Source organism: Curtobacterium sp. NPDC089991, assembly GCF_044748425.1.
Lineage (GTDB): Bacteria > Actinomycetota > Actinomycetes > Actinomycetales > Microbacteriaceae > Curtobacterium.
On sequence record NZ_JBIVGB010000005.1, the window covers coordinates 58,612 to 84,372 of the forward strand.

The following is a 25,761-nucleotide window of genomic DNA, read 5'->3' on the forward strand; positions in this document are numbered from 1 at the left end:
GCTTGCTTCCGAAGTCTTTCGCAACGCTTCGGATCGGCGCTAGGCTGTTCCGGTGATCACCAAGCGCGTGACGAAGCTCGCGGACGGCCGCGACCTGTTCTACTTCGACGATGCGGACAGCACCCTGCCCGCTGAGCGTGCCATCGACGAGCGTGCGCTCGACCCTCGGCCCGAGACCGCGCGGATGCGCCAGGACGTCCTGACCGGCGAGTGGGTCTCCATCGCCGCGAGCCGGCAGAACCGTGCGTTCCTGCCGCCGGCCGACCAGGACCCGCTCGCGCCGCAGACACCGCAGAACCCGTCCGAGATCCCGAGCACCTACGACGTCGCCGTGTTCGAGAACCGGTCACCGTCGTTCGGTCCGCTGCTCGAGGCCGATGACGCTCCGTCCTCGCTCCAGTCCTTGTCCGACGTCGGCCTGAACCGGCAGCTCCGCAGCGTCGGCCGGTGCGAGGTCGTGTGCTTCTCGCCCGCGACCGAGGGGTCCTTCGCGTCGATCTCCGAGTCGCGTGCCCGCACCGTGGTCGAGGCCTGGGCGGACCGCACCGCCGCGCTCTCCGCCATGCCCGGCATCCAGCAGGTGTTCCCGTTCGAGAACCGCGGCGAAGCGATCGGCGTCACGCTGCACCACCCGCACGGGCAGATCTACTCGTACCCGTACGTCACGCCCCGCACGCAGCGTCTGCTCGACTCCATCGAGCGCTTCGGACCGGACCTGTTCGAACAGCACCTGGCGAACGAGCGGGCCTCGGACCGGGTCGTCCTGCAGGGCGAGCACTTCACGGCCTTCGTGCCGTTCGCCGCACGCTGGCCCATCGAGATCCACATGCTGCCGCACCGCCACGTCCCCGACTTCGCCGGCCTGACCGAGGCCGAGAAGGACGAACTGGCCCACATGCACCTGCGCTTGACGCGGGGTATCGACGAACTCTACGGCGACCCGACCCCGTACATCGCCGCGTGGCACCAGGCGCCGGTGCACGTCGGGCGGGACACCGTGCGGCTCATGCTGCAGATCACGTCGCCGCGTCGGGCGGCGGACAAGTTGAAGTTCCTGGCCGGCAGTGAAGCCGCCATGGGCGCCTGGATCGGGGACCTCGTGCCCGAGAAGGCAGCCGAGTTCATCCGACAGGGAATCGAGCGAGCATGACGTTCCAGCAGGTCTACGGGTACGAGCCGGCGGTGCGGTACTCCGCCCCCGGCCGGGTCAACCTGATCGGCGAGCACACCGACTACAACGACGGGTACGTCCTGCCGTTCGCGATCGACCGGCGCACCACCGCGTCGATCGCCCCGCGGCCGGACCGTCTGCTGCGCGTCTCGTCCGCGTTCGACGCCGGCACCGTGCTCGAGCTGTCGCTCGACGACCTCGACCCGTCGAACATGACCGGATGGTCGGCGTACGTCTTCGGCATCGCTTGGGCACTCCGCGAGCAGGCCGGCGCGGACCTGTCGGACAAGACCGGGTTCGACGTCTTCATCGAGTCCGACGTCCCCGTCGGGGCCGGCCTGTCGTCCAGCGCCGCGATCGAGTGCGGCGTCGCGCTCGCCTTCAACGACCTGTGGGAGCTCGGGCTCGACCGCAAGACCCTCGCCCGCGTGGGGCAGTACTCCGAGAACCACGCCGTCGGCGCACCGACGGGCATCATGGACCAGTCCGCGTCACTGCTCGGCGAGCAGGACGCCGTCGTGTTCCTGGACTGCCGCACGCTCGACACCGCCGTGGTCGACCTGGCGCTCGAGGCCAACGGGCTCGAGGTCCTGGTCATCGACACCCGGGTCGAGCACGCCCACGCCACCGGTGGGTACGCAGCTCGTCGGGCCTCGTGCGAGAAGGGTGCGCAGGTGCTCGGTGTCGAGGCCCTGCGTGACCTGAGCGTCGATGACCTGCCCCGTGCGCAGGAGCTGCTCGACGACGAGACCTTCCGCCGCGTGCGCCACGTCGTGACCGAGGACCAACGAGTCCTCGACACCGTCCGGACGCTGCGCGAACAGGGCCCGCGGGCGATCGGCTCGCTGCTCGTCGCGTCGCACGAGTCGATGCGCGACGACTTCGAGATCTCCGTGCCGGAGCTCGACCTGGCCGTCGCGACCGCCGTCGAGCACGGCGCCGTCGGTGCGCGGATGACCGGTGGTGGGTTCGGTGGTGCGGCGATCGCGCTGGTCGACCAGGAATCGCGTGGTGCGATCACCGAGGCCGTCACCGCCGCGTTCGCAGCCACCGGGTACCGCGAGCCGAACGTCTTCACGGTGCACGCCGCGCAGGGCGCCCGCCGCGACTGAACCTGACCGGCGGAGTTTCGCGCTCACCGACACGTCACGCGGCGCACGGCCCGTGAGGTGTCGCTGACCGCAAAACTTCGGCGCAATCCAGCGCGAGGCCGTGCGTCAGCGGGTCATGTGTCCCGTGGTGACGGTGACGCCGCCCCACGGGAACCCGTGCGGGTGCAGCACCTCGTGCTGGAGCTGGTCCATCACGACGTGGCCCTGCCACACCGTGTAGACCAGCACGCCGACGACGATGCACACCGGGACCGCCAGGTACGCCGAGTACCGCACGATGTCGCCGAGAGTGCGGTGCCCGTACCGTTCGAGCATCGGCGGCAGGACGATCCCGACGACGACCACGAGCAGCAGCAGTGCGAGTGCGGCCGGTGCGACGTGCGCTTCGACCTGCACCGTGATGGGCGCGGTCTCCAGGACCTTGCCGCCGTTGTCGATCCAGTTGTCGTCGGCGTCGACCCCGCCGTAGCCCGTCGACGTGCTCCAGAGCACCAGGTTCGGGGACAGCACCAGTGCGACGATCCCGACGAGTACGAGTCCCCACGCACGCGGACGCAGCTTCCTGCCGGTGGCCGCCATCACGGGCGCGGTCTGGACGTTCTCCCCCATGCGGCGACCGTAGCACTGGGGCCGGCTCCGCACCCGTCCCCCGAACGCGCGGGGCGGGGGCGAGCCGTGCCTCCTGGCCGCCCGTGGACACGACCATCCCGCCAGAGCGACAGATTCCCGCGAACTGTTCACGGGAATCTGTCGCTTTCGCGGCACGGACCGCGGCACGAACGGACGCGCGCCAGCGGCACCGAACGCCGCGCGCGCTACTTCAGGTGGCGCTCCGCAGCCTCGACCACGTTCTTCATGAGCATCGCGCGGGTCATCGGGCCGACGCCGCCGGGCACCGGCGACATGAACCCAGCGACGGACGCGACGGCGGGGTCGACGTCGCCGTGCAGCTTGGCCTTCCCGGTCTCGTCGTTCACCACGCGGGTGATGCCGACGTCGATCACGGCCGCGCCGGGCTGGATCCAGTCCGGCTTGACGAGCCCGGCGACCCCGGCCGCCGCGATGACGATGTCGGCGCGACGGCACTCCGCGGCGACGTCCGCCGTCAGGGAGTGGGTCAGGGTGGCGGTGGCCTCGAGGCGGGTGAGCAGCAGACCGAGCGGCCGGCCGACCGTCAGGCCCTGCCCGATGATCGTGACGTGCGCGCCCCGGATCGAGATGTCGTACGCCTCGAGCATCGCGACGATGCCCCGCGGGGTGCAGGGCAGGGGCGCGTCGATGGTGCCGGCACCACCGGGCAGGGCGAGCACGAGCTCACCGAGGTTCGTCGGGTGCAGGCCGTCGGCGTCCTTCGACGGGTCCATCAGCTCGAGCATCGGCGTCGGGTCGATGCCCTCCGGCAGCGGCAGCTGCACGATGAACGCAGTGACCCGGGGGTCGTCGTTCATCTGCAGGATCGCGGCTCGGATGTCTGCGGCGGATGCCGTCGCCGGCAGGTCGATGCGGTGCGAGTCGAGCCCGATCTGCGCCGAGTCGCGGTGCTTGCCCGCGACGTAGGACAGGGAACCCGGGTTCTCCCCGACCAGGATCGTGCCGAGCCCCGGACGGATGCCGTGCTCGTGCAACCGATCGATGCGGACCCGCAGTTCGTCGAGGGTCCGGGCAGCGAGGGCGGTGCCGTCGATGCGGACCGCCGAGCCCTCCCCCGCCCATCGCTCGACGGGCAGGGGGGTCAGGGCGTCGCTCACGCGTAGAGGGGGAACGCGTCGGTCAGGGTCTTCACCCGGGCCGAGAGCGCTGCGATGTCCGGGTTCGGCATGAGGGTCAGCGCGATGATGTCCGCGACCTCGGTGAACTCGGCGTCGCCGAAGCCACGCGTGGCGAGCGCCGACGTGCCGATGCGGACACCCGAGGTGACCATCGGCGGACGCGGGTCGAACGGCACGGAGTTGCGGTTCACGGTGATGCCGACCTCGTGCAGCAGGTCTTCGGCCTGCTTGCCGTCGACCTCGGAGGTGCGCAGGTCGACGAGCACCAGGTGGACGTCGGTGCCACCGGTGAGGACGTCGACGCCGGCCGCGCGGGCGTCCGGCTGCGTGAGCCGATCCGCGAGCAAGCGGGCACCGCGGATGGTGCGCTCCTGGCGGGCCTTGAACTCGGGGGTGCCGGCGAGCAGGAACGCGGTGGCCTTGGCGGCGATCACGTGCATGAGCGGGCCGCCCTGCTGGCCCGGGAAGACCGCGGAGTTCAGCTTCTTGAACAGGGTCTCGTCGTTGGACAGGATGATGCCCGAGCGGGGGCCGCCGAGGGTCTTGTGCACGGTCGACGAGACGACGTGGGCGTGCGGGACCGGGGACGGGTGCAGACCGGCGGCGACGAGGCCGGCGAAGTGCGCCATGTCGACCCAGAGCTTGGCGCCGACCTCGTCCGCGATCTCGCGGAACTTCGCGAAGTCGAGCTGGCGCGGGTAGGCGGACCAGCCGGCGATGAGGACCTTCGGCTGGTGCTCGATGGCCTTGGCGCGGATGTCGTCGTAGTCGACCTCGAACGTCTCGGGGTCGACGCCGTACGCGACGGCGTTGTAGATGCGGCCGGAGAAGTTGAGCTTCATGCCGTGGGTCAGGTGACCGCCGTGCGCGAGCTCGAGGCCGAGGATGGTGTCGCCGGCGCTGGCGATGGCGTGCAGGACCGCGGCGTTGGCCGTGGCGCCCGAGTGCGGCTGGACGTTCGCGTAGGCAGCACCGAAGAGCGCCTTGGCACGGTCGATGGCGAGCTGCTCGGCGACGTCGACGTACTCGCAGCCGCCGTAGTAGCGCTTGCCGGGGTAGCCCTCGGCGTACTTGTTGGTGAGGACGGAGCCCTGGGACTCGAGCACGGCGCGCGGCACGAAGTTCTCGGACGCGATCATCTCGAGGGTGTCGCGCTGACGGCCGAGCTCCTGCTGCAGGACGGCGGCGATCTCGGGGTCGACCTCGGTGAGCGGGGCGTTGAAGGCTGCGCGGTCGGTGTCGACGGAGCCGTCGACGGCGGGCAGATCGGTGATGGACACGGTTCTCCTACGTGGGTTGGCGACGACCGGTGGGTCGCGCACGGACGATCGGTCGGTGCAGCCCAGGCGTACGGCCGCGCACCGTGTCAGGTGTCGCTCCCCGATGGTGACCCATCCAACGCCAGTCGCGACGTGACGATCGTACCGAGCCGCCCGCCCTGTGTCACCCTGGATGCATGACGCTGACCTCGCCCGACGTGGACGAACGGACCACCCCGGACGAACGCACCAGTGCGCGCGCGGACACCCCGTGGGTCACCGTCGTGTGGGACGACCCGGTGAACCTGATGTCGTACGTCACGTACGTCTTCCAGCGGCACTTCGGCTTCGGTCGCGCGCAGGCGGAGCGGCTCATGCACCAGGTGGACACGGAGGGTCGGGCCATCGTGGCGACGGGTCCGCGCGAGGCGATGGAGGCCCACGTCCAGTCGATGCACGGCTACGGCCTGCAGGCGACCGTCGACAAGGCCCCCGAAGCGTGATCCCCTTCGTCCGCCGGGCCGACGGCGTCCACCTCGGCATGTCCTCCGGCGAGCGCGGGCTGCTGACGTCCCTGACCGAGCAGCTGCGCCAGGTGCTCGACGGCGACCTGACAGCGGACCCGGTGGCGACACGGATGTTCCCGGACGCCTACCCGGACGACGACGACGCCAGCGCGGAGTTCCGGAAGTACACGCAGTCCGACCTGCTGGCGCAGAAGACCTCGAACGCGACGACCGTGCACGACTGGCTGACGGGGACCCGCGACGGCGCCCTCGACCCGGAGGACGAGCAGGCCTGGCTCCGCACGCTGACCGACCTGCGGCTGACGATCGCCGACCGCCTCGGGATCGTCGACGCCGACGACGAGGAGCGTTCGGTCGAGGCCGACGCGGGCGTCGGCCTGCGCGACGTCTACGACTGGCTCGGCTACGTGCAGGAGCACCTGATCACGACGATGACCGACCCGCGGTGACGGTCACCTTCCGCGCGACCACCGAGGACGACCGGGAGGCCCTGCTCGCGTTCTCGACGTCGGAACCGGTCGCGTGGATCGGTCCGGACCGGTACCGCGCCGAGTCCGGCACGGACAACTACCGGCCGGGGTGGTCGTGGCTGGCCGAGCGCGACGGCCGTCCGGTGGCACGGGCGCTCTGGTGGGGTGGCGCGGACGCCGAGGTGCCGTCGACCCTCGACGACCTGCTGGTGGCTCCGGACGTGCCCGAGGACGAGCAGGTGGCGATCGCCGCCGGGTTGATCACGGCGGGGACCGCTGCGTTCGGGGCGCGACCGGAGTGGATCGTCGACGTCGCGGTGGACTGGCACGACGACCCCGAGGCCGTCGCCGCGGTGTCGTGGCGCACGGCGGCCGCCCGGTCGGCGGGGCTCGGACGTTCGACGGAGCGGGTGAGTGTGGCGTGGACGCCGGACCACGGAGTGCCGATGCCGTCCTCGCTGCGCTTCCGGTCGGGTGACGACGACGAGTTCGTGGACCTGTTCGCCCGCGTCGCGGTGGGGAGCCTCGACGCCCACACCGTGGCGTCGGTGGACGAACTCGGCCCGCGGGGCGCCGCCGCCGACGATCTCGAGTTCTACCGCTCGCTGCCGGGGTCGCGCGACGGCTGGCGGATCGCGCTCGACGCCGACGGCCTGGTGGTCGGGTTCGTCCTGGCGACGCGGACGGCGTACGACGCGGCGATCAGTTTCATCGGCGTGCTGCCGCAGCACCGTGGGCGCGGTGTGGTCGACGGCCTGCTCGCCGAGGGGCTGCGCGTGCACGCCGAGGCCGTGGAGCCGAAGGTGGTCGGCACGACGGACGCGGCGAACACCCCGATGCGCCGGGCGTTCGAACGGGCCGGCTTCGTGGTGACGAAGCGCCGCATCGTGTTCGAGCACTGAGCCGATCCGGAGCGGCGGACCCGGGACTCGCAAGGCCACCTTGCAAGTTGCACTGTCGAAGTAGTACCGTGCCGGTATGGAATCACCCGATCCGACCGCGCTCGCCGGCGACCTGCTGACGCTCTACGGTCGGATCCGTCGCACGCTGCTGACCGGCAAGGCCGACGAGGTCACGGCGTCCCAGACCGCCGCGCTCGGCCGCCTGCTGCGGTACGGCGAGAGCACGGTCGCCGAGCTCGCCCGCGCCGAGGGCGTCCGGCCGCAGTCGATGGGCGCGACCGTCCAGGCGCTCGAGGACCTCGGCCTCGTCGGACGACGTCCTGACCCCGCCGACGGCCGCCGTGCGCTCGTCCGCGCGACCGACCAGGGCGCCCGTGCCCGCGAGGACGCCTGGACCACCCGCACCCGCGTCCTGACCGACCGGCTCGCCGCGCTGCCCGACGCCGACCGCGACACCGTCGCCCGAGCGATCGCGATCCTCGCCCCGCTCACCGAACGCTGACCCCGGAAGAAGCACTCCCACGTCCACCTCGACCACTCCCACCCCCGTCGTCGCCCCGGGCAGCACCGGCAGTGGCTTCGGTCCGAAGCTCCTCATCCCGGTGCTCGTCGGGCCGCTGCTCAACCCGATCAACACCACGATGGTGTCCGTCGCGCTCACACCGATCTCCCGCGACCTGGGGATCGGTGCGGCGCAGGCGATCTGGCTCGTCGCCGCCTTGTACCTGGCGAGTGCGATCGCGCAGCCGACGATGGGGAAGCTCGCCGACCGCTTCGGCCCGAAGAAGGTGTTCCTGACGGGGCTCGTGATCGTCGGCGTCGCCGGGGTCGTGCCCGAGTTCCTGACCGGCTTCGGCGGCGCGGTTTTCGCCCGCGTGCTCATCGGCATCGGCACCTCGTCGGCGTACCCGGCGGCCCTCACCACCCTCCGACAGCACTCGGCGCGGATCGGGAAGCCGACCCCGCCGCTCGTGCTCGGAGCGCTGTCCATCACCTCGCTCGTGTCCGCGGCGGCCGGGCCTCCGCTCGGCGGCGCGCTGATCGCCGCGTTCGGCTGGCACGCGATCTTCCTGGTGAACGTGCCCCTGGCGGCGTTCGGCATCGTCGTGGCATCGATGTGGCTGCCGTCCGACCGGCTCCGTCCGCGTGACGACGAGGCCCTGCCCGTCCTGCAGGCGCTCGACCCGTTCGGCATGCTGCTCATGACGGGCACCGTCTCCGCGCTGCTCGTGTTCCTGCTCGACCTGTCCGCCGGCCTGTGGTGGCTGCTCGCGGTGGCGATCGTGCTGCTCGTCGCCCTGGTGTTGTGGGAGCTGCGCGCGGTCCGACCGTTCGTGGACGTCCGGATGCTCGCTCGGAACGGCGCGCTGTCCCGCACCTACGTGCGGCTGTTCCTGACGTACCTGCTCGCGTACACGATGACCTACGGGTTCTCGCAGTGGGTGCAGGACGTCGCCGGGTACTCGAGCGACGTCGCCGGGTACATCCAGCTGCCGGCCGCGATCGTGGCCGGGATCGCGTCGTTCGTCGTCGCCCGGAAGACCGCCGTCCGCGGGCCCCTGATCGTCGCGGCCGTCGTGCCGATCGTCGGCGGGGCGCTCCTGCTCTTCCTGCACACCGGGTCGCCGGTCGTGCTGCTCGCGCTGGCGCCGGCGCTGTTCGGCGTCCCGCAGGCCCTGGCGTCGGTGTCGAACCAGGCGGCGCTGTACCGGCTCGTGCCCGCGTCGTACATCGGCACCGCGGCCGGGCTGTCCCGGACGGCGGTGTACATCGGGGCGATCGGGGCCTCGTCGCTCATCGGTGGTGTGTTCGGCCAGGCCCCGACCACACCGGACCTGCACGTGCTGGCGTGGGTGATCCTCGGGGTCGCGGTGCTCCTGACGGTCCTGACCCTGGCCGACCGCCGCCTCCGCACGGCCGCCGCCGCCACGCCCGCTTCGTGAGCAGAAATGGTCGGGTCGCGTGACGGCACTCGACCATTTCTGCGCACGAAGCACCGCGCTCGCCGCGCCCGGTACCCTGATCCGGTGACCGACCCGACCCCCACGCACTGGACCCTGACGCTCGTCTGTGACGACCAGCCCGGGATCGTGCACGCCGTCTCCGGAGCGGTCGTCGCCGCCAACGGCAACATCACCGAGTCGCAGCAGTTCTCGAGCGTCGACACGAACACGTTCTTCATGCGCCTGCAGGTCATGGCTCCGGTGGACCGTGCGACCTTCGAGGCGGCCCTCGCCCCCGTCGCCGCCCGGTACGACGCCCGCGTCCAGCTCGACGTCGTCGGTCGCCCGCTGCGCAGCCTCGTCCTCGTGTCGAAGGCCGGGCACTGCCTCAACGACCTGCTCTACCGCCAGCGCGGTGGGCAGCTGCCGATCGAGGTCCCCCTCGTGCTGTCCAACCACCCGGACCTGTCCGAGCTCGCGTCGTTCTACTCCGTGCCGTTCGAGCACCGTCCGGTCACCGACGCGGACAGCAAGGCGGCCATGGAGCGCCGTGTGCTCGAAGCCGTCGAGGAGCACGACATCGAACTCGTCGTGCTCGCCCGCTACATGCAGATCCTGTCGCCGGAGCTCTGCGCGGCGCTCGAGGGCCGTGCGGTCAACATCCACCACTCGTTCTTGCCCGGCTTCAAGGGCGCGAACCCCTACCGCCAGGCGCACGCCCGCGGCGTGAAGCTCATCGGTGCGACGGCCCACTTCGTCACGAGCGACCTCGACGAGGGCCCGATCATCGAGCAGAACGTCGTGCGCGTGGACCACACGAAGGACCCCGCCGAGCTGGTCTCCATCGGCCAGGACGAAGAGTCCCGCACCCTCACCCAGGCAGTGCGCTGGATCGCCGAGGACCGCGTCCTGCTCGACGGCGCCCGCACCATCATCTTCAAGTAGGCAGCACCATGACGAACGCCCCGCAGTCCCCCGTCGACTGGGAAGCAGTCCCCGGCCCGGCACCCGCCGGCAAGCAGCGACGGCCGTTCGACGTCTGGCGGGTGCTCCGCGTCCTGGTCTGCACGTTCGGCCTGCTCTCCCTGGCGTTCTGGGGCTACTGGTCGTGGCAGCTCCCCCTGCCCGGCTACCTGTTCATGGTCGGCGCCCCGCTGTTCGCTGCCGTCGTCTGGTACTTCTTCCGCTCGCCGGCGTCGCCGATCGAGACCGACATCGTCGGCAAGACGATCGTCGAGGTCGCCCTGGTCATCGCCGCAGGCGCGACCTGGATCTCCATCGGCCACCCGGTCGTGGGCTTCGTCTTCATCGTGGTCGCCGCCCTGAGCGGCGTGATCGCGTTCCGCAGGGAGACCGCATGACCGTCACGGGCCTCCAGGCCGGCCGGGAGGCCCAGCGCACCCTGGTGCGCGCATCCCGCGTCGTCGACGCGGCCGGGTCCACGGCGGACGGCTGGGTCCTGCTCGCCGGTGACGTGGTGCACGCGGTCGGCTCCGGCCCCGAAGCCCCCGCGGCGGACCAGGTCGTCGACCTGGGCGACGCGGTCCTGACGCCCGGGTTCACCGACCTGCACGGGCACGGCGGTGCGACCGAGTCGTACGAGGACGACTCCTTCGCCGAGTCGCTGGCCGTCCACCGGGCGCACGGCACGACCCGGTCGGTCCTGTCCCTCGTCGCGAACCCGGTCCCCGCCCTCGCGGACTCGCTCGCGCGGATCCGTTCCGTGATGGCGACCGACCCACTCGTGCTCGGTGCGCACCTGGAGGGGCCGTTCCTGTCCCCGCACAACAAGGGCGCCCACAACGAGTCGTTCCTCATCGACCCGTCCCCCGCAGCGGTCGACGCACTGCTCGAGGCCGGCGAGGGCGTCATCCGCCAGGTCACCATCGCGCCGGAACTGCCGGGCGCGCTCGACGCCGTCCGCCGGTTCGTCGCCGCCGGGGTCACCGTCGCCGTCGGCCACACCGTCGGCACCTACGACCAGGCCCGTGCCGCGTTCGACGCCGGTGCGACGCTGCTGACCCACGCGTTCAACGCGATGCCGGGGCTGCACCACCGCGCGCCGGGGCCGATCGGTGCCGCGGTGGCCGACGACCGGGTGACGCTCGAGCTCATCCTCGACGCCGTGCACGTGCACCCGGTCGTCGCGGACACCCTGTTCCGCGCTGCTCCGGGCCGGGTGGCGCTCATCACCGACGCCATGGGTGCTGCGGGCGCTGCCGACGGCTCGTACCGGCTGGGATCGCTCGACGTCACCGTGACGGACGGCGTCGCGCACGTCGCCGGGACCGACACCATCGCGGGGTCGACGTTGACGCAGGACGTGGCGTTGCGGAACGCGGTCTCGCTCGCCGGACGGACGCTGCCCGAGGCCGTCGCGGCCCTGACGAGCGTGCCGGCCGCGGCGCTGGGGCTCGGCGACCGACTGGGACGGCTCGCGCCGGGGTACGCGGCCGACCTCGTGGCGCTGTCCCCGGCGCTCGAGGTGCAGCGGGTGTGGGGCGGCGGGCGCGAGCTGCGCTGACCCGGTCACCGCCGGGCGAGTGCTCCCGCGACGAGCCGGAGCAGCAGGGCGACCGCGCCGACCACGGCGACGGCGACCCCGATGACGACCACGATGACGAGCCGGGTGAGGAAGTGCACCTCGGACTCGTCCTCGCGCACGCCGAGGGACGACGCACCCACGAACACGAACACCGCCGCGATGAGCAGCAGCCCCCCGATCCAGGTCGTGGCGCGCAGGGCGGCCGGTGCTGGTACTCGATTGCGATCGTCCGGGGTCGTCGGTCGGGCCTTGGCGCCCTCGGTCTCCCAGTCGGCGAGTTCGGTCATGGTGGCCCCCCTCTGTCGGGTCGATCGTAGGGCCTGCCGGCCCGTCGGTCAGGGCAGGTCGGTGGGGCGTGGGTTCAGTGGTTCGCCGAACTTCGGTGCCCTCCCCGGCACGCAGTGCCCGTAGATGGACACGTCGGCGTGGGACTCGTACACCTGGAACATGACGGCGAACCCGTCGCTCGCAGTACCGCCGAGGTAGCCGTTCGGGTAGCCGATGACCGTCCGCTCCGGCGACAGTGTCGCGTCGCGCTGCACCCGTGCGCCGTCGTACCCGACAGCGGCGAGCGCCGTCACGACGCGCCGGGCGACCTGCTCGGGCGTACCGGGCAGCGGCAGCCGACGGGTTGCCGAGTACGAGTACTGAGCCGCTTCGTGGCTCCCTGTACCGCAGATGAACCATGCGGGATCGTCATCGCCCCAGCCGTCCTCGCCGACGACCGACCGGACGGCAGCGAAGACGTCCAGGACGTCCTGATGGGATTCTTCGACGTTCATCGACGTGTCCTTCTGCATCGGGGAGTACGGGGCGGCGTCGGCGCACCCGGCCAACAGCATCGTGACGGCGATCGATGCCACGACGGCTCCGCCCCATCGTTCAGAGCCTCGGGTCACCGGTGAGTCCTGTCTGCCAGCCGTACATGAGCCAATCGTCCTTCGTCTGCTGTCGCATGCGGTCGAAAGGCCCGCCCTGTTCAGGGATCGTGCTGCCGAGTCCCATCGCTGCCCGCGCGCTGTTGTGCTGGGCCGTGGTGCCGTCGTCGAAGTACGAGTACCGGCCGTCACCGTTCCCGCCGACGTAGGGGCCGTGCTGCGTGACCCCGTGCAGCGTGCCGTCGCTGCCCCGCTGGGTCTCCGAGCTGAACTCGTGTGCGTCCCACGAGGACTCGGTCGGATCCCGCCGACCCGACAGGTTCTGGCCGGTGACGGCCCAGCCGTCCTCAGCACCCTGGCTGGCGAAGACCTCGCCCAGCGGCACGTGCAGCGCCGAAGCCTTCGGTGCGACGTCCGTGACCCCGGCCGAGCCGAGCAGCACCACGTGGTCGGCGTGGGTCCTCGTCAACGCGATCGTCGCCACGTTCGTGCCGTAGGAGTGCCCCAGCACGGTCAGGTCGGCGTCGCGTCCGGCGGCGGCGCGTGCCGCATGGAACCCGTCGAGGTCGGCCACCAGTCGGTCGGCGCCCTCGTGCGCGCGGCCGTTCGCGACGACGGCCGCGAACGTCGGGTCGTCGGCCATCGGCGGGTGGTAGCCGAGCCAGGACACCACGGCGATGTCGCCGGCGCGGACGCCGGACACGCGGACCTGCTCAGCGCGCATCCCCATCGCGATCTTGCCGTAGTTCTGCACCGTGCCGTCTTGGTCCGTCGCGGTGTTCATGCCCGGCACGATGACGCTGACGTGCGCGGCGCGGTCGAGGTCACCGGCGACGATCTGCGCGAGTGGTGGACGGTCGTCGACGAGTGACGCGAGCGACACCGGGGTCGTGTCGAGGGTGTCCTGGATGTTCCGGTAGGCATCGCGCTGCCGCGACCACGTGGACAGCTCCGCTCGGGCGGCGGCAGCTCCGGCCGGGGTCTTCGCGGCGTCGAGCTGCTCCCGCCAGTGCGCGACCTGCCGTTCCGCGTGGGCGAGCCGGTCGACCAGGGCCGTCGTGTTCGCCCGGGCTCGTGCCCAGTACGCGACGCCGTTCAGGTTCCCGATCACCGTGGGCAACGCCACGACGAACGCCCGCTGGGCTGCCGACGGCGCTCCGTCCGGGCCGGACATCGCCCGCCACCAGCCGGCGACGTCGGTGGCGTCGAGCCCTGCGAGACGCCGGGCGATGCGCGGGTCGTCCCGCAGCGCCGCGATGCTCTCGTGGTCGAGGGTGCCGAGCCAGGTGGTGAACTGCCCGTCGCTCATCGCCCGGGCGGCCGCAGCCGAGACCAGGCCGCCGAGCACCGCTCGGTCGTCGAGCGCAGAAGCCGCCGCACGGTCCGCGGCAGCGCGTCGGGCGACGAGCTCGTCCCACTGCGCCGACAACCGCGCTTCGAGCCCCGCGAGCCAGACGCCGCTGTTCTGCACCTGCTGCAGGAGGACCTCGTCCGCCTCGACCGCGTCGGGTCCGGCCGCCGTCCGGGTCGCGGCGCGGACCGCCAGCTCGTTCACCGCGATGTCGTCGGCCGTGTTCCGGAGCGCCGTCTGCAGGCGAGCGGCTTCGTCCTGGATCTGCTGGACCTCGCGCGCGTAGTCGGCGAGCGCCGTCGCTGCGGCGTCCAACCGTGCGGCGACGCGGTGCGCACTCGCCGGCACCGTCGCTGCGACCGTGAGGAACTGCTGCTGTGCTGCGCCCTGCCACCCGGCCGCCGCGGACTCCGCCGCGACGAGCACGTGACGGGCTCCGTCGCGGACGGCATCCGCGTGCTCGTCGTGCAGGCGGGCGACGCGTTGGATGCCGTCCGGGTCTCCGGCGGTGGGGTCGGCGCTCACCGGACCCGCCGGGCGAGGTCGGCGTCGGCGCGCAGGACCGCTTCGGCAGCGGTGGTCACGTACCCGCCCAGGGTGTCCGCGTCGTCGCCGAGCGAACGGATCATCGCGTCGAGGGCGCTGGCCGACAGGACGAATGCCGACTCCACCGTCGCCGACCCGAACGTGCCGCTGTCGGCCCCGGACAGCGCATGCTCCGGCCGGAAGTCACCAGCCGCCTGCAGGACCCCTCGTGACACCGCCTGCATCGTCGACAGGTCGACCACCAGATCCCCCATGCTGCCCCTTCCGCCCTCCGGACGGGGTCAACATATCAGTACTGGAGTACGACGTGTCAAGCGCTGTTCACCGGTCGATCGGGCGCCCCCGAGCACCGCTCGCCCACGTCGTGTCCGCCGTGTCCCCGACCCGGAGCGACAGCGTGCCGCCGCGGGTGACGAAGGACGCCGGGACCCACGACTTCTCGAGGGTCCGCCCGTCCAACCGCGCACCGTGCACGTACGGCGCGGTGCCGGAGGACCGGACGATGATCCGCTCCCCGCTCGACCGCCGGATGTCGACCGTGCTGAACGTCGGGCTGCCGATGAGCATCTCCGCCCGCCCCGGCGTCTGCGGGAACAACCCGATCGACGCGAAGACGTACCAGGCGCTCATCGTGCCCAGGTCGTCGTTGCCCGGCAGCCCGCTCGGCCCGGTCGTGTAGGCGTCGTCGACGACCCGGCGCACGGTCTCCTGCGTCTTCCACGGCTTCCCGAGCGCGTTGTACATCCACGGCGTGTGGATGTCCGGCTCGTTGGTCGGGTCGAACTTCGTGGCGTCGCCGCCGGTCACCGCGAACGCACCAGTGCTGTCGTGGAAGAACGCGTCGAGTCGCGCGACCGCCGCGTCGTCGCCACCCAGGGCCGTCGACAGCCCCTGTACGTCCTGCGGCACGAGCCAGGTGTACTGCGCACTCGTCCCCTGCGCGAACCCGGTGCCGGTCGAGGGTGACCAGTCGGGCGTCCACGATCCGTCGGCCTGCCGCGCGGCCTGGTACCCGACGGCGGCGTTGAAGGTGTTCTTCCAGTACTCGCCACGAACGCTGAACATCCGGGCATCGGAGCGCAGCCCGAGGGAACCCGCCCAGTACCCGAGCGCACTGTCGGAGATCGAGTCCTCGAGCGTCTCGGCAGCGCCGCCCCAGCACGAGCAGTCGTCGTTCGCGGCGTACTGGCGCTGCAGGTACTCGTCGAGCGCCGGGCGTTGCGCCAGGCACTGGCCCGGGCACCCGATGTCACTCTCGGCGTCGGCGTTCTCGACGGTCGCCTGGTGCTTCAGCGAGGCGTAGGCGGCTCGCACGTCGAAGTTCCGGACCCCCATCGCGTACCAGGTGGCGAGGGTCGCGGCCGAGGGGTCACCCGTCATCACGTGCGTCGGCGCCCCGAGGTGGAGCCAGCGGTCCCACACCCCACCGTTCTGCTGGGCGAACCGCAGCATCGACTGCGCCATGTCCCCGGCGACGTCCGGCCGCAGCAGTGCGAGCAGTTGGATCTGCGCCCGGTACTGGTCCCACCCGGAGTACGTGCCGTAGACGGCGCGGTGCCCTCGGTCCATGCGGTGCACCCGCTGGTCCGGCCCCAGGTAGCGGCCGTCGCGGTCGTTCAGCGTGTTCGGCTGCATGAGCGCGTGGTACACGGACGTGTACAGCTGGGTTGTGCGGTCCGCGGTGCCGCCTCCGACGCGCAGACGCGACAGTTCGCGGTTCCAGGAGGCCCGTGTGCCGGCCGCCACACTCGCGACGGTCGAGCGCTGGGTCACCTCGCCGTCGCGGTTCGCGATCGCTCCTGCGGCGCTCACGTACGAGATGCCGATCTTCGCGTGCACCGTCGCACCGCGACGCGCGTCGAACCCGATCCACGCGCCCGAGCCGCGTCCGGCACGGTCGGCGCCGGTCAGGTAGCCCTCCCCACCGGAGGAGGACGTGCCTCCCGGTCGGACCGTGCCGTCCTGCCAGGTGCCGGTGCTCGTGAACGCCTTGTCGAAGGTGGCCGTGAAGAACAGCCGGTAGTAGCTGCGCCGGTCGGGGTTGGTGGCCCCGCCGCCGTTCGCCCGGCGGCTGCAGAAGCCGCCGGTGAGGACGCTGCCGCTCACAGTGCGGGTCCGGGCGTCGACGCGGGTGGTCGCGGCCTCGCTGCCGTTGATCGAGTTCGAGGTGCGGAAGAGCAGGTTCGCGGCCTTCCCGGCGGGGAACGCGAACTCGCCGATCCCGGCCCGGGTGGTGACGGCGAGGTCGGTGCGGACACCGTTGTCGAGCGCGACGCCGTAGCGCCCGGGGCTCGCGGACTCGTCGTCGTGCGAGTAGCCGGCGGCGTAGACCGCGTCGGTGCTGTCGGCCGACGGCGAGGTCGTGATCGGGGTCGTGACCGGCATGATCGGCACGTCACCGGCGGCTCCCGGTGCGCAGCCGGCGCCGTTGAGGTGCGTCAGGCTGAAGCCGCGCAGCCGGTTCACGTCGTACGAGTAGCCGTTCGCGACCGGGGTCGAGGTCTGGTCACCCGCGGTGCCGGTGGGGCTCCACTGGAGCATGCCGAACGGTGCGGTCGCGCCGGGCCAGGTGTTGCCGTCGCCGCTCGTGCCGATGAACGGGTCGACGTACCGGGCGGGATCGGAGACAGTCCGCCCCGTCTGCGCTGCCTGCCCTGACGGCGATGCGACGGCCGGCGCGGCGACGACCCCCGTCCCGAGCAGCGCGGCGATCGTGGCCACCGCGGCGAGCGGGAGCGGGCGGACGAGCGGGCGACGGTGCACGCGAGAACGGTTCACGTCGGCGACGCTAGCCCCCTCGGACGGGGGACGCGCGATCCGTCACCGAGCCCTCTCCTGCTGTTCACCACGGTCGGCGTGTTCGGGGCCCACAGGCGGGTTCACCGCCGCTGGTAGCGTCCGGGCATGGTGTCGACGACCGACGAACCGGCCCGAGGACGCGTCCGCGACCTGCTCGGGCTGCCGTCCCCTGACGAGCTCCGTCCGGTGGCGGTCCGCCTGGAGCCGCTCGGACGCGACGGGTCGGTGCGGTGGGCACGCGTCGAGCTGGACACGGCCGACGGCGACACCATCCCGTGCTTCCTCCTGACCCCGGACCACGGCACGGGAACGGACGTCATCGCCGTCCACCAGCACGCGGGCGACTTCACCTCCGGGAAGAGCGAGGCCGCCGGGCGGGCGGGGGATCCGACTCTCGCCTACGGCGTGGTGCTCGCTCGCAGTGGGGCCCGCGTGGTCATCCCCGATCTGATCGGTTTCGAGGAACGCCGACGCGACTGGACTGACGACCCGGCGGCCGACGAACGCCTCGACGCGCTCTTCCGTGTGGCGGACGGCAGCAGCCTGCAGGCGAAGCACTCGCGTGACATCGCCACGGTGACGTCCTGGATGATCGAGACGAGTACTGCCGACACCGAACTCGGCATCGTCGGACACTCCCTCGGCGGACAGGTGGCGCTGTTCGCACTCGCCGTGGACGCCCGACTCACGCGGGGCGTGGTCAGCTGCGGACTCGGTACGCTGGCCTCGTTCGAGGACGCTCGGATCCGCCACAACCCGGCCTGGTTCGTCCCGGGACTCACCGCCGCTGGCGACGTCCCCCTGGTCGCGTCGGCAGTTGATCAACCGGTCCTCGTCGCGGCGGGACGGGACGACGGACTGTTCCCCCTCGCCGGCGTCCGGCGCGTCCTCGACGCGTTCCCTCCGGGTGTCGCGACGACCGAGGTGTTCGACGGCGGCCACACGATGCCGGCGCGCATCACGGAAGCGGCACTCCGGCACCTGCTGCCCACGTGAACGGATGATCAGGACCCGTCGCGCACCGCGACCTGGTCCACGAACGCCCGGACGCGAGCGCGGAACGCCGGGTCCGCCGCCGGGCCCTTCACCGGCACGACGTGCAGCCGCCGGTCACCACGGCGGAGGGCAGGTCCGACGAACACCCCCTCGGTGACGTCCGCGGCGGTGGCTGCCCAGAGGGTCGAACGAGCGCCGTCCGCAGCGGTCCGGGCCAAGCTGCGTGCGACCATGCCGCCGAGGCGCTGCGTCAGGGTCTCCGCCTGGTCGTTCATCCCCGTCGCCGCGATGCCGGGGTGCGCGATCACCGACCGGATGTCCGAACCGGCAGCACGGAGTCGTTCACCGAGGTCGACGCTCAGCGCTGCGGCCGCGGTCTTGGAGTCGGTGTACACACCGAACTGCGAGTAGTCGTCCGGACCGTCGACCCCGCCCGGACCAGGCACGCGGCGGGTGCGCTGCGACAGGTTCGAGCCGACGAGCACGACGCGGGGCGACGGCCCGCCGAGCAGCGGGAGCATCGCCTCGGCGAGCACGGCCGGCCCGACGACGTTCGTCGCCCAGGTGCGCTCGATTCCTTCGTCGGTGCGCCCGAACGTGCCGATCGTCGCACCGGCGTTGTTGACGAGGGCGTCCACGACGATGCCGTCCTCGGCGAGCTGCCGGGCGAACGCCGTGACGGACGCGACGGACGCGGTGTCGACGAGCCGCGCCTCCAGGTCGAGTCCCACGGGGAGGACGCGAGCCGCCTTGTCGAGGTCGCGCACCCCGGCGACGACGCGGGCGCCGGCCGAGGCGAGGGTCGTGGCGACGACGAGGCCGAGCCCACCGGTCGCGCCGGTGACCACCACGGTCCTGCCGTGCTGGTCGGGCATCGCTGCCGGTTCCCACTCGAAGCTGTCCATCGTCGTCTCCTGCTCGTTCGGCGCACCCAATCGGATGATTCATCCGGAACGCTAGCACAACCGGATAGAGTGTCCACATGACGATCGCGATGGCCCGACCCGAGGCGCTGCGCTCCGATGCCCAGCGCAACCGGACGGCACTGCTCGACGTCGCCCGCACCTTCGTCGACCGGGGCGAACCGGCCCTGCTCAACGCCGTCGCGCACGAGGCCGGAGTGGGGGTCGGGACGGCCTACCGGCACTTCCCGAGCCAGCAGCACCTGCTCGAAGCGCTCGCGATCGACGCGCTCGAGGACATGCTCGACCAGGTCCGCGACGCCGTCGTGCTGCCGGACGCAGCCGATGCGCTCCGCGGGGTCGTCACGGCCGCGTTCCGGAGCATGGTGGACGACGCAGCCCTCGGTGACCTGCTGACCAACGGCGGGTTCTCCTGTGCGGACACCGCTGCCCTCGCCGGCGACCTGGTGGTGTCCGTCGACGCGCTGCTCGCGAGGGGACGCACCGAGGGGATCGTCCGGACCGACGTCGACGCCGACGACCTCCGCCGGCTGCTGTGCGGGCTGCGCGAAGCGGCCGTCGCCGGCGGCACCCGGGTCAGCGATCCGGAGCGCTACGTCGAGATCCTGCTCGCCGGGCTCCGTCCGACGAGCTGACCGACGCCCTGATCGCGGCGAGACCGACGAGCGCCCCGAACCCGCAGACGGCCACCGCCGCCACCGCGACCGCGATGTAGGCCGCTTCGGTCGAGGACCCCCGGTAGGGCATGTCGTCGAGCCATCCCAGTCCGGCGATCACGATCACCAGGCCGATCGCGACGCTGCCGGCCACCACCAGCACCGCATCACGGGCGGCCCGGAGCACGGTGCGCGAGCGGGGTTCCACGGGTTCATCCTGCCGGGCGGCGGCGGGCACTGTCAGGATGGGCGCATGAGCGTCATGGTCTCCGTGTTCGATGCGCACCGCAGCCGTACGAGCGAGAAGTACACCGCGTACCCGCCGGACGTCCTGCCGATGTTCGTCGCCGAGATGGACTCGATGCTCGCGGAGCCGGTGCGCGACGCCCTCGTCGCCGCGGTCACCAACGGTGACACCGGGTACGTCGGCCACGGTCGTGCGCTGCCCGAGGCGTTCGCGGACTTCGCCGAGAGCCGGTGGGCCTGGCGCGTCGACCCCGACCTCGTCCGCACCACCACCGACGTGTCGGTCGCTGCGGTGGAGATGCTCCGCCGGATCATCGAGCCGGGCGACCAGGTCGTCATCATGCCGCCCGTGTACCCGCCGTTCTGGGAGTACGTGTCCGAGACCGGCGGCACCGTGACCGAGGTCCCGTTGCTCGCACCCGACGGCCCCGCGGACCCGTTCGACACCACGGCCGGTTGGCGGATGGACCTGGACGGCCTCGCGCAGGCGTTCGCCGACGGCGCGCGCACCGTGCTGCTCTGCAACCCGCACAACCCCCTCGGCCTGGTGCACGACCGCTCGTCGCTCGTCGCACTCGCGAAGCTCGCCGCCGAGTGGGACGCCGTGGTCGTCTCGGACGAGATCCACGCGCCGCTCGTGCACGCCGACGCGGTCTTCACGCCGTTCCTGGAGTCCTGCCCCGAGGCCGCCGCGCTCGGGGTCTCGTTGACGAGCGCGAGCAAGGCCTGGAACCTCGCGGGCACGAAGTGCGCGTTGATCGTCGGCGCCTCGGAGCGGGCCCGTGCGTGGTTCGACGCCCTGCCGATCGAGGTCGTCGAGCGCACCGGGATCCTCGGGTACACCGCGAGCGTCGCCGCGTTCAGCGAAGGCGGACCGTGGCTCGCGTCCCTGCTCACCGAACTCGCCGCGAACCGCCGCACCCTGGCCGAGCGGATCGGTGACGTCCTGCCCGGGGCGGAGTACCGGCAGCCGCAGGCGTCCTACCTGGCGTGGCTGGACCTGCGCGCCCTGCCGTGGGGCGACGACCCCGCGGCGCTGCTGGTCGACGAGGCGAAGGTGGCGCTCGCCTCCGGCCCGGCGTTCGGACGCCAGGGTCAGGGCTTCGCGCGGCTGAACTTCGGGTGCTCGGCCGAGACCCTGGACGACGGCCTCAGCCGCCTGCACACCGCGTTCCGGCAGCGTGCAGACGGCTGATCGTCGGTCCTACTCGAACACCTGCCACGCCGGCTTGTTCGCGTACGTGTAGCGGTAGTAGTCGGCGAGCTGCAGGCCGGCCGCGGCTTCCTCGTCGACGACGACCGTCGCGTGCTCGTGCAGCTGCAGCGCAGAACCGGGGACGAACGAGCTGAGCGGTCCCTCGACCGCGGCTGCGACCGCGTCGGCCTTGGTGGAGCCCTGCGCGACCAGGACGAGCTGCTGGGCGTCGAGGATGGTGCCGAGCCCCTGCGTCATGCAGTGCGTCGGGACCTGCTCGGGCGAGTCGAAGAACCGCGCGTTGGCGTCACGGGTCGACGGCGCCAGGGTCTTGATCCGGGTGCGCGAGGCGAACGAGGACGTCGGCTCGTTGAACCCGATGTGCCCGTTCGCGCCGATCCCCAGGATCTGCACGTCGATCCCGCCGGCGGCACGGATCGCGGCGTCGTACTCCTTCGCCGCGAACTCGAGGTCGTCGGCACGACCGTCGGGCACCCGCACCCGCGAGGGGTCGAACCCGAGCGGCGCCACGACGTCGCGCGCGATGACGCTGGCGTACGACTCCGGGTGCTCGAGCGGGATGCCGACGTACTCGTCGAGGGCGAACCCGCGAGCCTCGGCGAACGAGATCTCGCCCGCACCGACCCGACGCTGCAGGTCGGTGTAGATGCCCTGCGGGCTGGATCCGGTGGCGAGACCGATGACGGCGGACGGCTTCTTGGCGACGACGGACGCGATCTTGGCCGCGGCGACGCGACCGACCTCAGCCGGCGTGGGCAGGATGATGATCTCCACATGCCCATGCTACTGGTCATGACCAGTCTCCGACAGGGCGGGATCGGTAGCGTGGGGACATGCCCACCCCCGACTTCGTCCTGTCCCTCCGCTCGAGGATCGGCACCGATCCGCTGTGGCTGACGGGCGTCACCGCCGTGGTCACGCGGGGTTCCGGTGCCGACCAGGAGCTCCTCGTGGTCCGTCGTGCGGACAACGGCGCCTTCACCCCGGTGACCGGCATCGTCGACCCGGGCGAGGAACCCGCCGTCGCCGCCGAGCGCGAGGTCCTGGAAGAGGCCGACGTCGTCGCCGTCGCCGAACGGCTGGCGTGGGTGCAGGTGCTGCCGGAGATGACGTACCCGAACGGCGACCGGGCGCAGTACCTCGACCTGGTGTTCGCCTGCCGGTACGTCTCGGGCACGCCGAACCCGGCGGACGGCGAGAACACCGAGGCGTTCTGGGCCCGGCTCGACGACCTGCCCGACATGCCCGCGAACATGCGTGCCCGCGTCGCGGCCGCCCTGTCCGACGAGCGCGAGGCGCGCTTCCAGCGCTGACCCCACCGGCCTGGAGGCGCGGGGCGGCCCCGCCACGCGCCTCCCGACCGCCCGCGGTCGCGCCCACCCCGCGAAAGCGACAGTGTGCCGCCGACGTTCCGCGGGAAACTGTCGCTTTCGCGGAGGGAACGGGCCCGGCCCGGCGAGGACTGTCGCTTTCGTCGAACGAGCAGTCGCGGTCAGGTGAGCGGGGCCACCGCCACGGGGGCGCCGAGCAGGCGGACGGCGACGGACTCGCCGGCGGCGCGACGGTCGCCGACCTCGTGCTGCACGATCACGACGGTGTCGTCGTCGAGCCGGACCGTGGTGCGGCGGATCGAGCCGAGGAAGCTCGACGACACGACGGTGCCGCTGATGCCCTCCGGGGCGAAGGCGACGTCCTCCGGTCGGACGTAGGCGAGCACCGGCCCGTCGGCGACCGAGGCGTCGAGCGCGGGCACGCGGAACCCGTACACGAACACGTCGCCGCCGCGCAGGTCGCCCTGCAGCCGGTTGGACTGCCCGACGAAGTCCGCCGTGAACGCCGACGACGGGGAGCGGTAGAGCTCCTCCGGCGTACCGATCTGCTCGATGTCGCCGGCGTTCATCACGGCGATGCGGTCGGAGACGGCGAGCGCCTCTTCCTGGTCGTGGGTGACGAACACCGTGGTGATGCCGAGGTCGCTCTGGATGCGGCGGATCTCCTCACGGAGCGAGACGCGCACCTTGGCGTCGAGGGCGGAGAGCGGCTCGTCGAGCAGGAGGACCCGGGGCCGCGTGACCAGGGCCCGGGCGAGGGCGACGCGCTGCTGCTGGCCACCCGACAGCTGGTGCGGGTAGCGCTCGGCGAACTCGCCCAGGTGCACCATGTCGAGTGCCTCGACCACGCGGCTCCTGCGCTCGACGGCGGGGACACGGCGCATCTCGAGGCCGAACGCGACGTTCTGCCGCACCGTCATGTGCGGGAACAACGAGTACTGCTGGAACACCATCCCGATGTCGCGCTTGTTCACCGGGGTGGCGGCGACGTCCTGGCCGTCGATGCGGATGGCGCCGGCGTCGATGGCCTCGAGGCCGGCGAGCGCCCGGAGCGCCGTCGTCTTGCCGCAGCCCGACGGGCCGAGCAGGGACACGAACTCGCCCGGTTCGACGCGGAGCGACAGTCCGGCCAGGGCCCGGTGCGTGCCGTAGTGCTTCTCGACGGCCTCGAGCTCGACGACGGCGCCGGTGGAGGCGAGGGACGCCGGGGCTGCCGGTGCGGTGACGGTCATGCGGACTCCTTGACGCGGGTGGTGCGGACGGTGCGGGTACGGCCGGCACGACGGCCCGTCCCGATGCGGCCGATGACGACGAGCAGCACGAAGCCGAACAGGAGGGCCGCGACCGAGAAGATCGCGGCGACGTACGGGTCGGTCTGCTGCACGAGCACGAGGGCGGTCTGGAAGGTGGTGCGGGACAGGAACGCGGCGAGCGTGTACTCGCCGAGGACCACCGTGATGGTGAGGAAGCACGCGGCGGTGATGCCCCGGCGCAGGTTCGGCAGGAGCACCCGCCAGGTGACCGTCCACCACGAGGCGCCGAGCGACCGGGCGGCCTCGGACAGCACCGTCATGTCCGTCGCGGTGATGGCGGCGGCGATCGGGCGGAACGCGAACGGCAGCGTGACGATGCCGATCGCGAAGGCCAGGGTCCAGGCACCGGACCCGAAGACCCGCGAGACCACCTGGTACACGGGGATGAAGCCGACGACGAGCACCACCACGGGGACCGTGATCGGGACGATGCAGACGAACTCGAGCACGCGGCGGAGCCTCGGGTAGCGCAGCGCCGTGATGATCTGGGCGGGCAGCAGGACGAACAGCACGATGCCGACGGTGATGACCGCGATGAGCAGCGATGCCCCGAGGCCGTCGAACACCGGCTGGTAGGTGAACGCGTTGGCCGGGTCGACGATGGCGGCCCAGTGCGCGAAGGTCAGACCGTCGTCGGTGCCCTCGCGGAAGGTGAACTGCACCAGCGCGGCCAGCGGGACGGCGAAGACGATCCCGACGACCGTGAGCACGGCCGTGGCGGTGCCCCGTGACGGGGCCGTGCCGAAGCGGCCGACGCGGGGCGAGCCTCCCGTCCGACCGGACGCGACCGACGTCGGACGCGACGGCCCCACCGGCGTTGCCGCGCTCATCGCTGCCACCTTGCGGCCCGGCGCTGCAGCAACGAGTACGCGCCCATCACGACCGCCATCACGACGACCATGCCGAAGGCGAGCACGCCGGCGACGTTCTGCAGATCGATGAGGGTCTCGCTGGTGAGCTGCGTGCGGATCGTGAGCGGCACGATGCCGCCCTGCGAGATGAGTGCCGCGGCGGTGGCGAACGACGAGAAGCCGTTCGCGAACAGCAGGAGCAACGAGCCCCAGAACGCCGGTGCGAGCACGGGCAGGGCGATCCGGCGCCAGTACGTGGCGCGGGAGGCGCCGAGGGTGGCGGCGGCCTCGCCCCACTGCGTCTTCACGCCCTCGAGTGCGGGCATGAACGTGAGGACCATCAGCGGCACCTGGAAGTAGACGTAGGGGATCACGAGGCCGGGCACCGTGTAGAGGAAGGCGCCCGTCGCGTTGCGGTCGACGCCGACGAGGGACACCAGCCACGTCGTGACGAGGCCCTGCACGCCGATCGTGGCGATGAACGCGAACGCGAGCATGACGCCGCCGAACTGGGCGAGGACGCTCGCGGCCGAGTCGATCATCGACCGGACGAGCCCGTCGGGCCGCAGTGCCGACAGCGCCCAGCAGACGAGCGCTCCGATGACGGCGCCGATCACGGCGGACACGGCGGACAGGCCGAACGAGCCGCCGAAGGCCCGCAGGACGGAGGGCTCGGCGAACGCTGCGAGGTTCGCGAGGGTGAACGCGCCGTCGTCGGTGAAGAACCCGCTGCCGACCGCGATCACCGCGGGGACGGCGAGGAAGAGCAGGACGTACGCGGCGAACGGGGTGAGGCCGAGCCAGGCCAGGCCGACACGGCGCCGGACACGGGGTCCGGCGCCGTGGGTGGCATCGACGGACGCTCGTGCGGACGGCGGGAGCACGGGGCTCGTCGCGCTCGTCGCCGGTGCGCTCGCCGCTGGCGCGGGCGCGCCCGCCGATGCGGTGGTCATGCTG

The 25,761-nt window shown here is 71.9% G+C and carries 28 protein-coding genes and 1 riboswitch; of the genes, 14 read left to right on the forward strand and 14 right to left on the reverse strand.

Annotated elements, in window-relative coordinates; translation table 11 throughout:
• Window positions 1–52 precede the first annotated feature (52 nt).
• On the forward strand, window positions 53–1,150 hold the full coding sequence (gene galT, locus ACIPV1_RS14450; protein ID WP_123340927.1) for a galactose-1-phosphate uridylyltransferase: 1,098 nt from the start codon (window positions 53–55) through the stop codon (window positions 1,148–1,150).
• Complete coding sequence (gene galK / locus ACIPV1_RS14455; RefSeq protein ID WP_123936884.1) at window positions 1,147–2,283, forward strand: galactokinase; 1,137 nt, start codon at window positions 1,147–1,149, stop codon at window positions 2,281–2,283. The genes galT and galK overlap by 4 nt, the downstream gene beginning before the upstream one ends.
• Before the next feature lie 105 nt (window positions 2,284–2,388).
• Here the strand turns inward: galK and ACIPV1_RS14460 are convergent, their stop codons facing one another.
• The 3 genes from ACIPV1_RS14460 to glyA form a co-directional block, all read right to left on the reverse strand.
• On the reverse strand, window positions 2,389–2,892 hold the full coding sequence (locus ACIPV1_RS14460) for a hypothetical protein (protein WP_123936885.1): 504 nt from the start codon (window positions 2,890–2,892) through the stop codon (window positions 2,389–2,391).
• Between the two features lie 206 nt (window positions 2,893–3,098).
• Window positions 3,099–4,010, reverse strand: a complete 912-nt coding sequence (locus tag ACIPV1_RS14465; protein ID WP_123937598.1) for a tetrahydrofolate dehydrogenase/cyclohydrolase catalytic domain-containing protein — start codon at window positions 4,008–4,010, stop codon at window positions 3,099–3,101.
• Window positions 4,011–4,027: 17 nt separating this feature from the next.
• Entirely contained in the window at window positions 4,028–5,332 is a 1,305-nt protein-coding gene (glyA, locus tag ACIPV1_RS14470) for a serine hydroxymethyltransferase (RefSeq protein WP_333925078.1), read from the reverse strand.
• Between the two features lie 53 nt (window positions 5,333–5,385).
• A riboswitch (ZMP/ZTP riboswitch) is annotated at window positions 5,386–5,471 on the reverse strand.
• 37 nt (window positions 5,472–5,508) lie between these two features.
• On the opposite strand from glyA, the gene clpS reads away from it, so the two are divergent.
• From clpS to nagA, 8 genes are all read left to right on the forward strand, one after another.
• Window positions 5,509–5,814, forward strand: a complete 306-nt coding sequence (clpS, locus tag ACIPV1_RS14475; RefSeq protein WP_185003162.1) for an ATP-dependent Clp protease adapter ClpS — start codon at window positions 5,509–5,511, stop codon at window positions 5,812–5,814.
• Entirely contained in the window at window positions 5,811–6,287 is a 477-nt protein-coding gene (locus tag ACIPV1_RS14480; RefSeq protein WP_123936886.1) for a DUF2017 family protein, read from the forward strand. Before clpS ends, ACIPV1_RS14480 begins: the two co-directional genes overlap by 4 nt.
• Window positions 6,284–7,210 carry an N-acetyltransferase gene (locus tag ACIPV1_RS14485; RefSeq protein WP_123936887.1) on the forward strand — a complete coding sequence of 309 codons (927 nt, stop codon included), beginning with the start codon at window positions 6,284–6,286 and terminating at the stop codon, window positions 7,208–7,210. The genes ACIPV1_RS14480 and ACIPV1_RS14485 overlap by 4 nt, the downstream gene beginning before the upstream one ends.
• 76 nt (window positions 7,211–7,286) lie before the next feature.
• The gene (locus ACIPV1_RS14490) at window positions 7,287–7,712 is read left to right on the forward strand and encodes a MarR family winged helix-turn-helix transcriptional regulator (protein ID WP_123936888.1); all 426 of its coding nucleotides are present in this window, start codon (window positions 7,287–7,289) and stop codon (window positions 7,710–7,712) included.
• A gap of 100 nt (window positions 7,713–7,812) precedes the next feature.
• Window positions 7,813–9,153 carry an MFS transporter gene (locus ACIPV1_RS14495; RefSeq protein WP_123936889.1) on the forward strand — a complete coding sequence of 447 codons (1,341 nt, stop codon included), beginning with the start codon at window positions 7,813–7,815 and terminating at the stop codon, window positions 9,151–9,153.
• A 39-nt stretch (window positions 9,154–9,192) separates the two neighbouring features.
• Entirely contained in the window at window positions 9,193–10,098 is a 906-nt protein-coding gene (gene purU / locus ACIPV1_RS14500) for a formyltetrahydrofolate deformylase (protein ID WP_260096799.1), read from the forward strand.
• A gap of 8 nt (window positions 10,099–10,106) precedes the next feature.
• Window positions 10,107–10,514: a YrdB family protein gene (locus ACIPV1_RS14505; protein ID WP_123936890.1), complete on the forward strand. Its 408-nt coding sequence runs from the start codon at window positions 10,107–10,109 to the stop codon at window positions 10,512–10,514.
• Entirely contained in the window at window positions 10,511–11,677 is a 1,167-nt protein-coding gene (nagA, locus tag ACIPV1_RS14510) for an N-acetylglucosamine-6-phosphate deacetylase (RefSeq protein WP_123936891.1), read from the forward strand. The genes ACIPV1_RS14505 and nagA overlap by 4 nt, the downstream gene beginning before the upstream one ends.
• 5 nt (window positions 11,678–11,682) lie before the next feature.
• On the opposite strand, the gene ACIPV1_RS14515 is transcribed toward nagA, so the two are convergent.
• The 5 genes from ACIPV1_RS14515 to ACIPV1_RS14535 all read right to left on the reverse strand — a co-directional run bounded on the left by ACIPV1_RS14515 (window position 11,683) and on the right by ACIPV1_RS14535 (window position 17,251).
• On the reverse strand, window positions 11,683–11,985 hold the full coding sequence (locus ACIPV1_RS14515) for a hypothetical protein (RefSeq protein ID WP_123936892.1): 303 nt from the start codon (window positions 11,983–11,985) through the stop codon (window positions 11,683–11,685).
• 48 nt (window positions 11,986–12,033) lie between these two features.
• A complete protein-coding gene (locus tag ACIPV1_RS14520; protein WP_260154456.1) occupies window positions 12,034–12,597 on the reverse strand; it encodes a hypothetical protein in 564 nt (187 codons plus the stop codon).
• Entirely contained in the window at window positions 12,581–14,452 is a 1,872-nt protein-coding gene (locus ACIPV1_RS14525) for an alpha/beta hydrolase (protein WP_123936893.1), read from the reverse strand. The genes ACIPV1_RS14520 and ACIPV1_RS14525 overlap by 17 nt, the downstream gene beginning before the upstream one ends.
• Entirely contained in the window at window positions 14,449–14,727 is a 279-nt protein-coding gene (locus ACIPV1_RS14530) for a hypothetical protein (protein ID WP_123936894.1), read from the reverse strand. Before ACIPV1_RS14530 ends, ACIPV1_RS14525 begins: the two co-directional genes overlap by 4 nt.
• A 67-nt stretch (window positions 14,728–14,794) precedes the next feature.
• Window positions 14,795–17,251 (reverse strand): GH92 family glycosyl hydrolase, encoded by a 2,457-nt coding sequence (locus ACIPV1_RS14535; RefSeq protein WP_260154457.1) that lies wholly within the window; start codon window positions 17,249–17,251, stop codon window positions 14,795–14,797.
• Between the two features lie 126 nt (window positions 17,252–17,377).
• Here ACIPV1_RS14535 and ACIPV1_RS14540 point away from each other — a divergent pair, with 126 nt between their 5' ends.
• Window positions 17,378–18,268 (forward strand): S9 family peptidase, encoded by an 891-nt coding sequence (locus tag ACIPV1_RS14540; RefSeq protein WP_131846018.1) that lies wholly within the window; start codon window positions 17,378–17,380, stop codon window positions 18,266–18,268.
• A gap of 8 nt (window positions 18,269–18,276) precedes the next feature.
• Here the strand turns inward: ACIPV1_RS14540 and ACIPV1_RS14545 are convergent, their stop codons facing one another.
• The gene (locus tag ACIPV1_RS14545; RefSeq protein ID WP_402726691.1) at window positions 18,277–19,173 is read right to left on the reverse strand and encodes an SDR family NAD(P)-dependent oxidoreductase; all 897 of its coding nucleotides are present in this window, start codon (window positions 19,171–19,173) and stop codon (window positions 18,277–18,279) included.
• Between the two features lie 77 nt (window positions 19,174–19,250).
• On the opposite strand from ACIPV1_RS14545, the gene ACIPV1_RS14550 reads away from it, so the two are divergent.
• The gene (locus ACIPV1_RS14550) at window positions 19,251–19,826 is read left to right on the forward strand and encodes a TetR/AcrR family transcriptional regulator (RefSeq protein ID WP_123671477.1); all 576 of its coding nucleotides are present in this window, start codon (window positions 19,251–19,253) and stop codon (window positions 19,824–19,826) included.
• On the opposite strand, the gene ACIPV1_RS14555 is transcribed toward ACIPV1_RS14550, so the two are convergent.
• On the reverse strand, window positions 19,768–20,055 hold the full coding sequence (locus ACIPV1_RS14555; protein WP_123671476.1) for a hypothetical protein: 288 nt from the start codon (window positions 20,053–20,055) through the stop codon (window positions 19,768–19,770). The two genes, ACIPV1_RS14550 and ACIPV1_RS14555, sit on opposite strands and share 59 nt — an antisense overlap.
• Window positions 20,056–20,100: 45 nt before the next feature.
• On the opposite strand from ACIPV1_RS14555, the gene ACIPV1_RS14560 reads away from it, so the two are divergent.
• Window positions 20,101–21,288 (forward strand): MalY/PatB family protein, encoded by a 1,188-nt coding sequence (locus ACIPV1_RS14560; protein ID WP_402726692.1) that lies wholly within the window; start codon window positions 20,101–20,103, stop codon window positions 21,286–21,288.
• Window positions 21,289–21,297: 9 nt separating this feature from the next.
• On the opposite strand, the gene nagB is transcribed toward ACIPV1_RS14560, so the two are convergent.
• A complete protein-coding gene (nagB, locus tag ACIPV1_RS14565) occupies window positions 21,298–22,083 on the reverse strand; it encodes a glucosamine-6-phosphate deaminase (RefSeq protein WP_173168883.1) in 786 nt (261 codons plus the stop codon).
• A 59-nt stretch (window positions 22,084–22,142) separates the two neighbouring features.
• Between nagB and ACIPV1_RS14570 the strand changes: the two genes are divergently transcribed.
• Window positions 22,143–22,622 (forward strand): NUDIX domain-containing protein, encoded by a 480-nt coding sequence (locus tag ACIPV1_RS14570; protein WP_123936898.1) that lies wholly within the window; start codon window positions 22,143–22,145, stop codon window positions 22,620–22,622.
• A gap of 179 nt (window positions 22,623–22,801) precedes the next feature.
• Here the strand turns inward: ACIPV1_RS14570 and ACIPV1_RS14575 are convergent, their stop codons facing one another.
• From ACIPV1_RS14575 to ACIPV1_RS14585, 3 genes are read right to left on the reverse strand one after another with little or no spacing between them, the layout of a single operon-like run.
• Window positions 22,802–23,872, reverse strand: coding sequence for an ABC transporter ATP-binding protein (locus ACIPV1_RS14575; protein WP_402726693.1), 1,071 nt, complete (start codon window positions 23,870–23,872; stop codon window positions 22,802–22,804).
• Window positions 23,869–24,783, reverse strand: a complete 915-nt coding sequence (locus ACIPV1_RS14580) for an ABC transporter permease (protein WP_194671695.1) — start codon at window positions 24,781–24,783, stop codon at window positions 23,869–23,871. The genes ACIPV1_RS14575 and ACIPV1_RS14580 overlap by 4 nt, the downstream gene beginning before the upstream one ends.
• Window positions 24,780–25,757 carry an ABC transporter permease gene (locus tag ACIPV1_RS14585; RefSeq protein WP_402726694.1) on the reverse strand — a complete coding sequence of 326 codons (978 nt, stop codon included), beginning with the start codon at window positions 25,755–25,757 and terminating at the stop codon, window positions 24,780–24,782. Before ACIPV1_RS14585 ends, ACIPV1_RS14580 begins: the two co-directional genes overlap by 4 nt.
• Window positions 25,758–25,761: the final 4 nt, after the last annotated feature.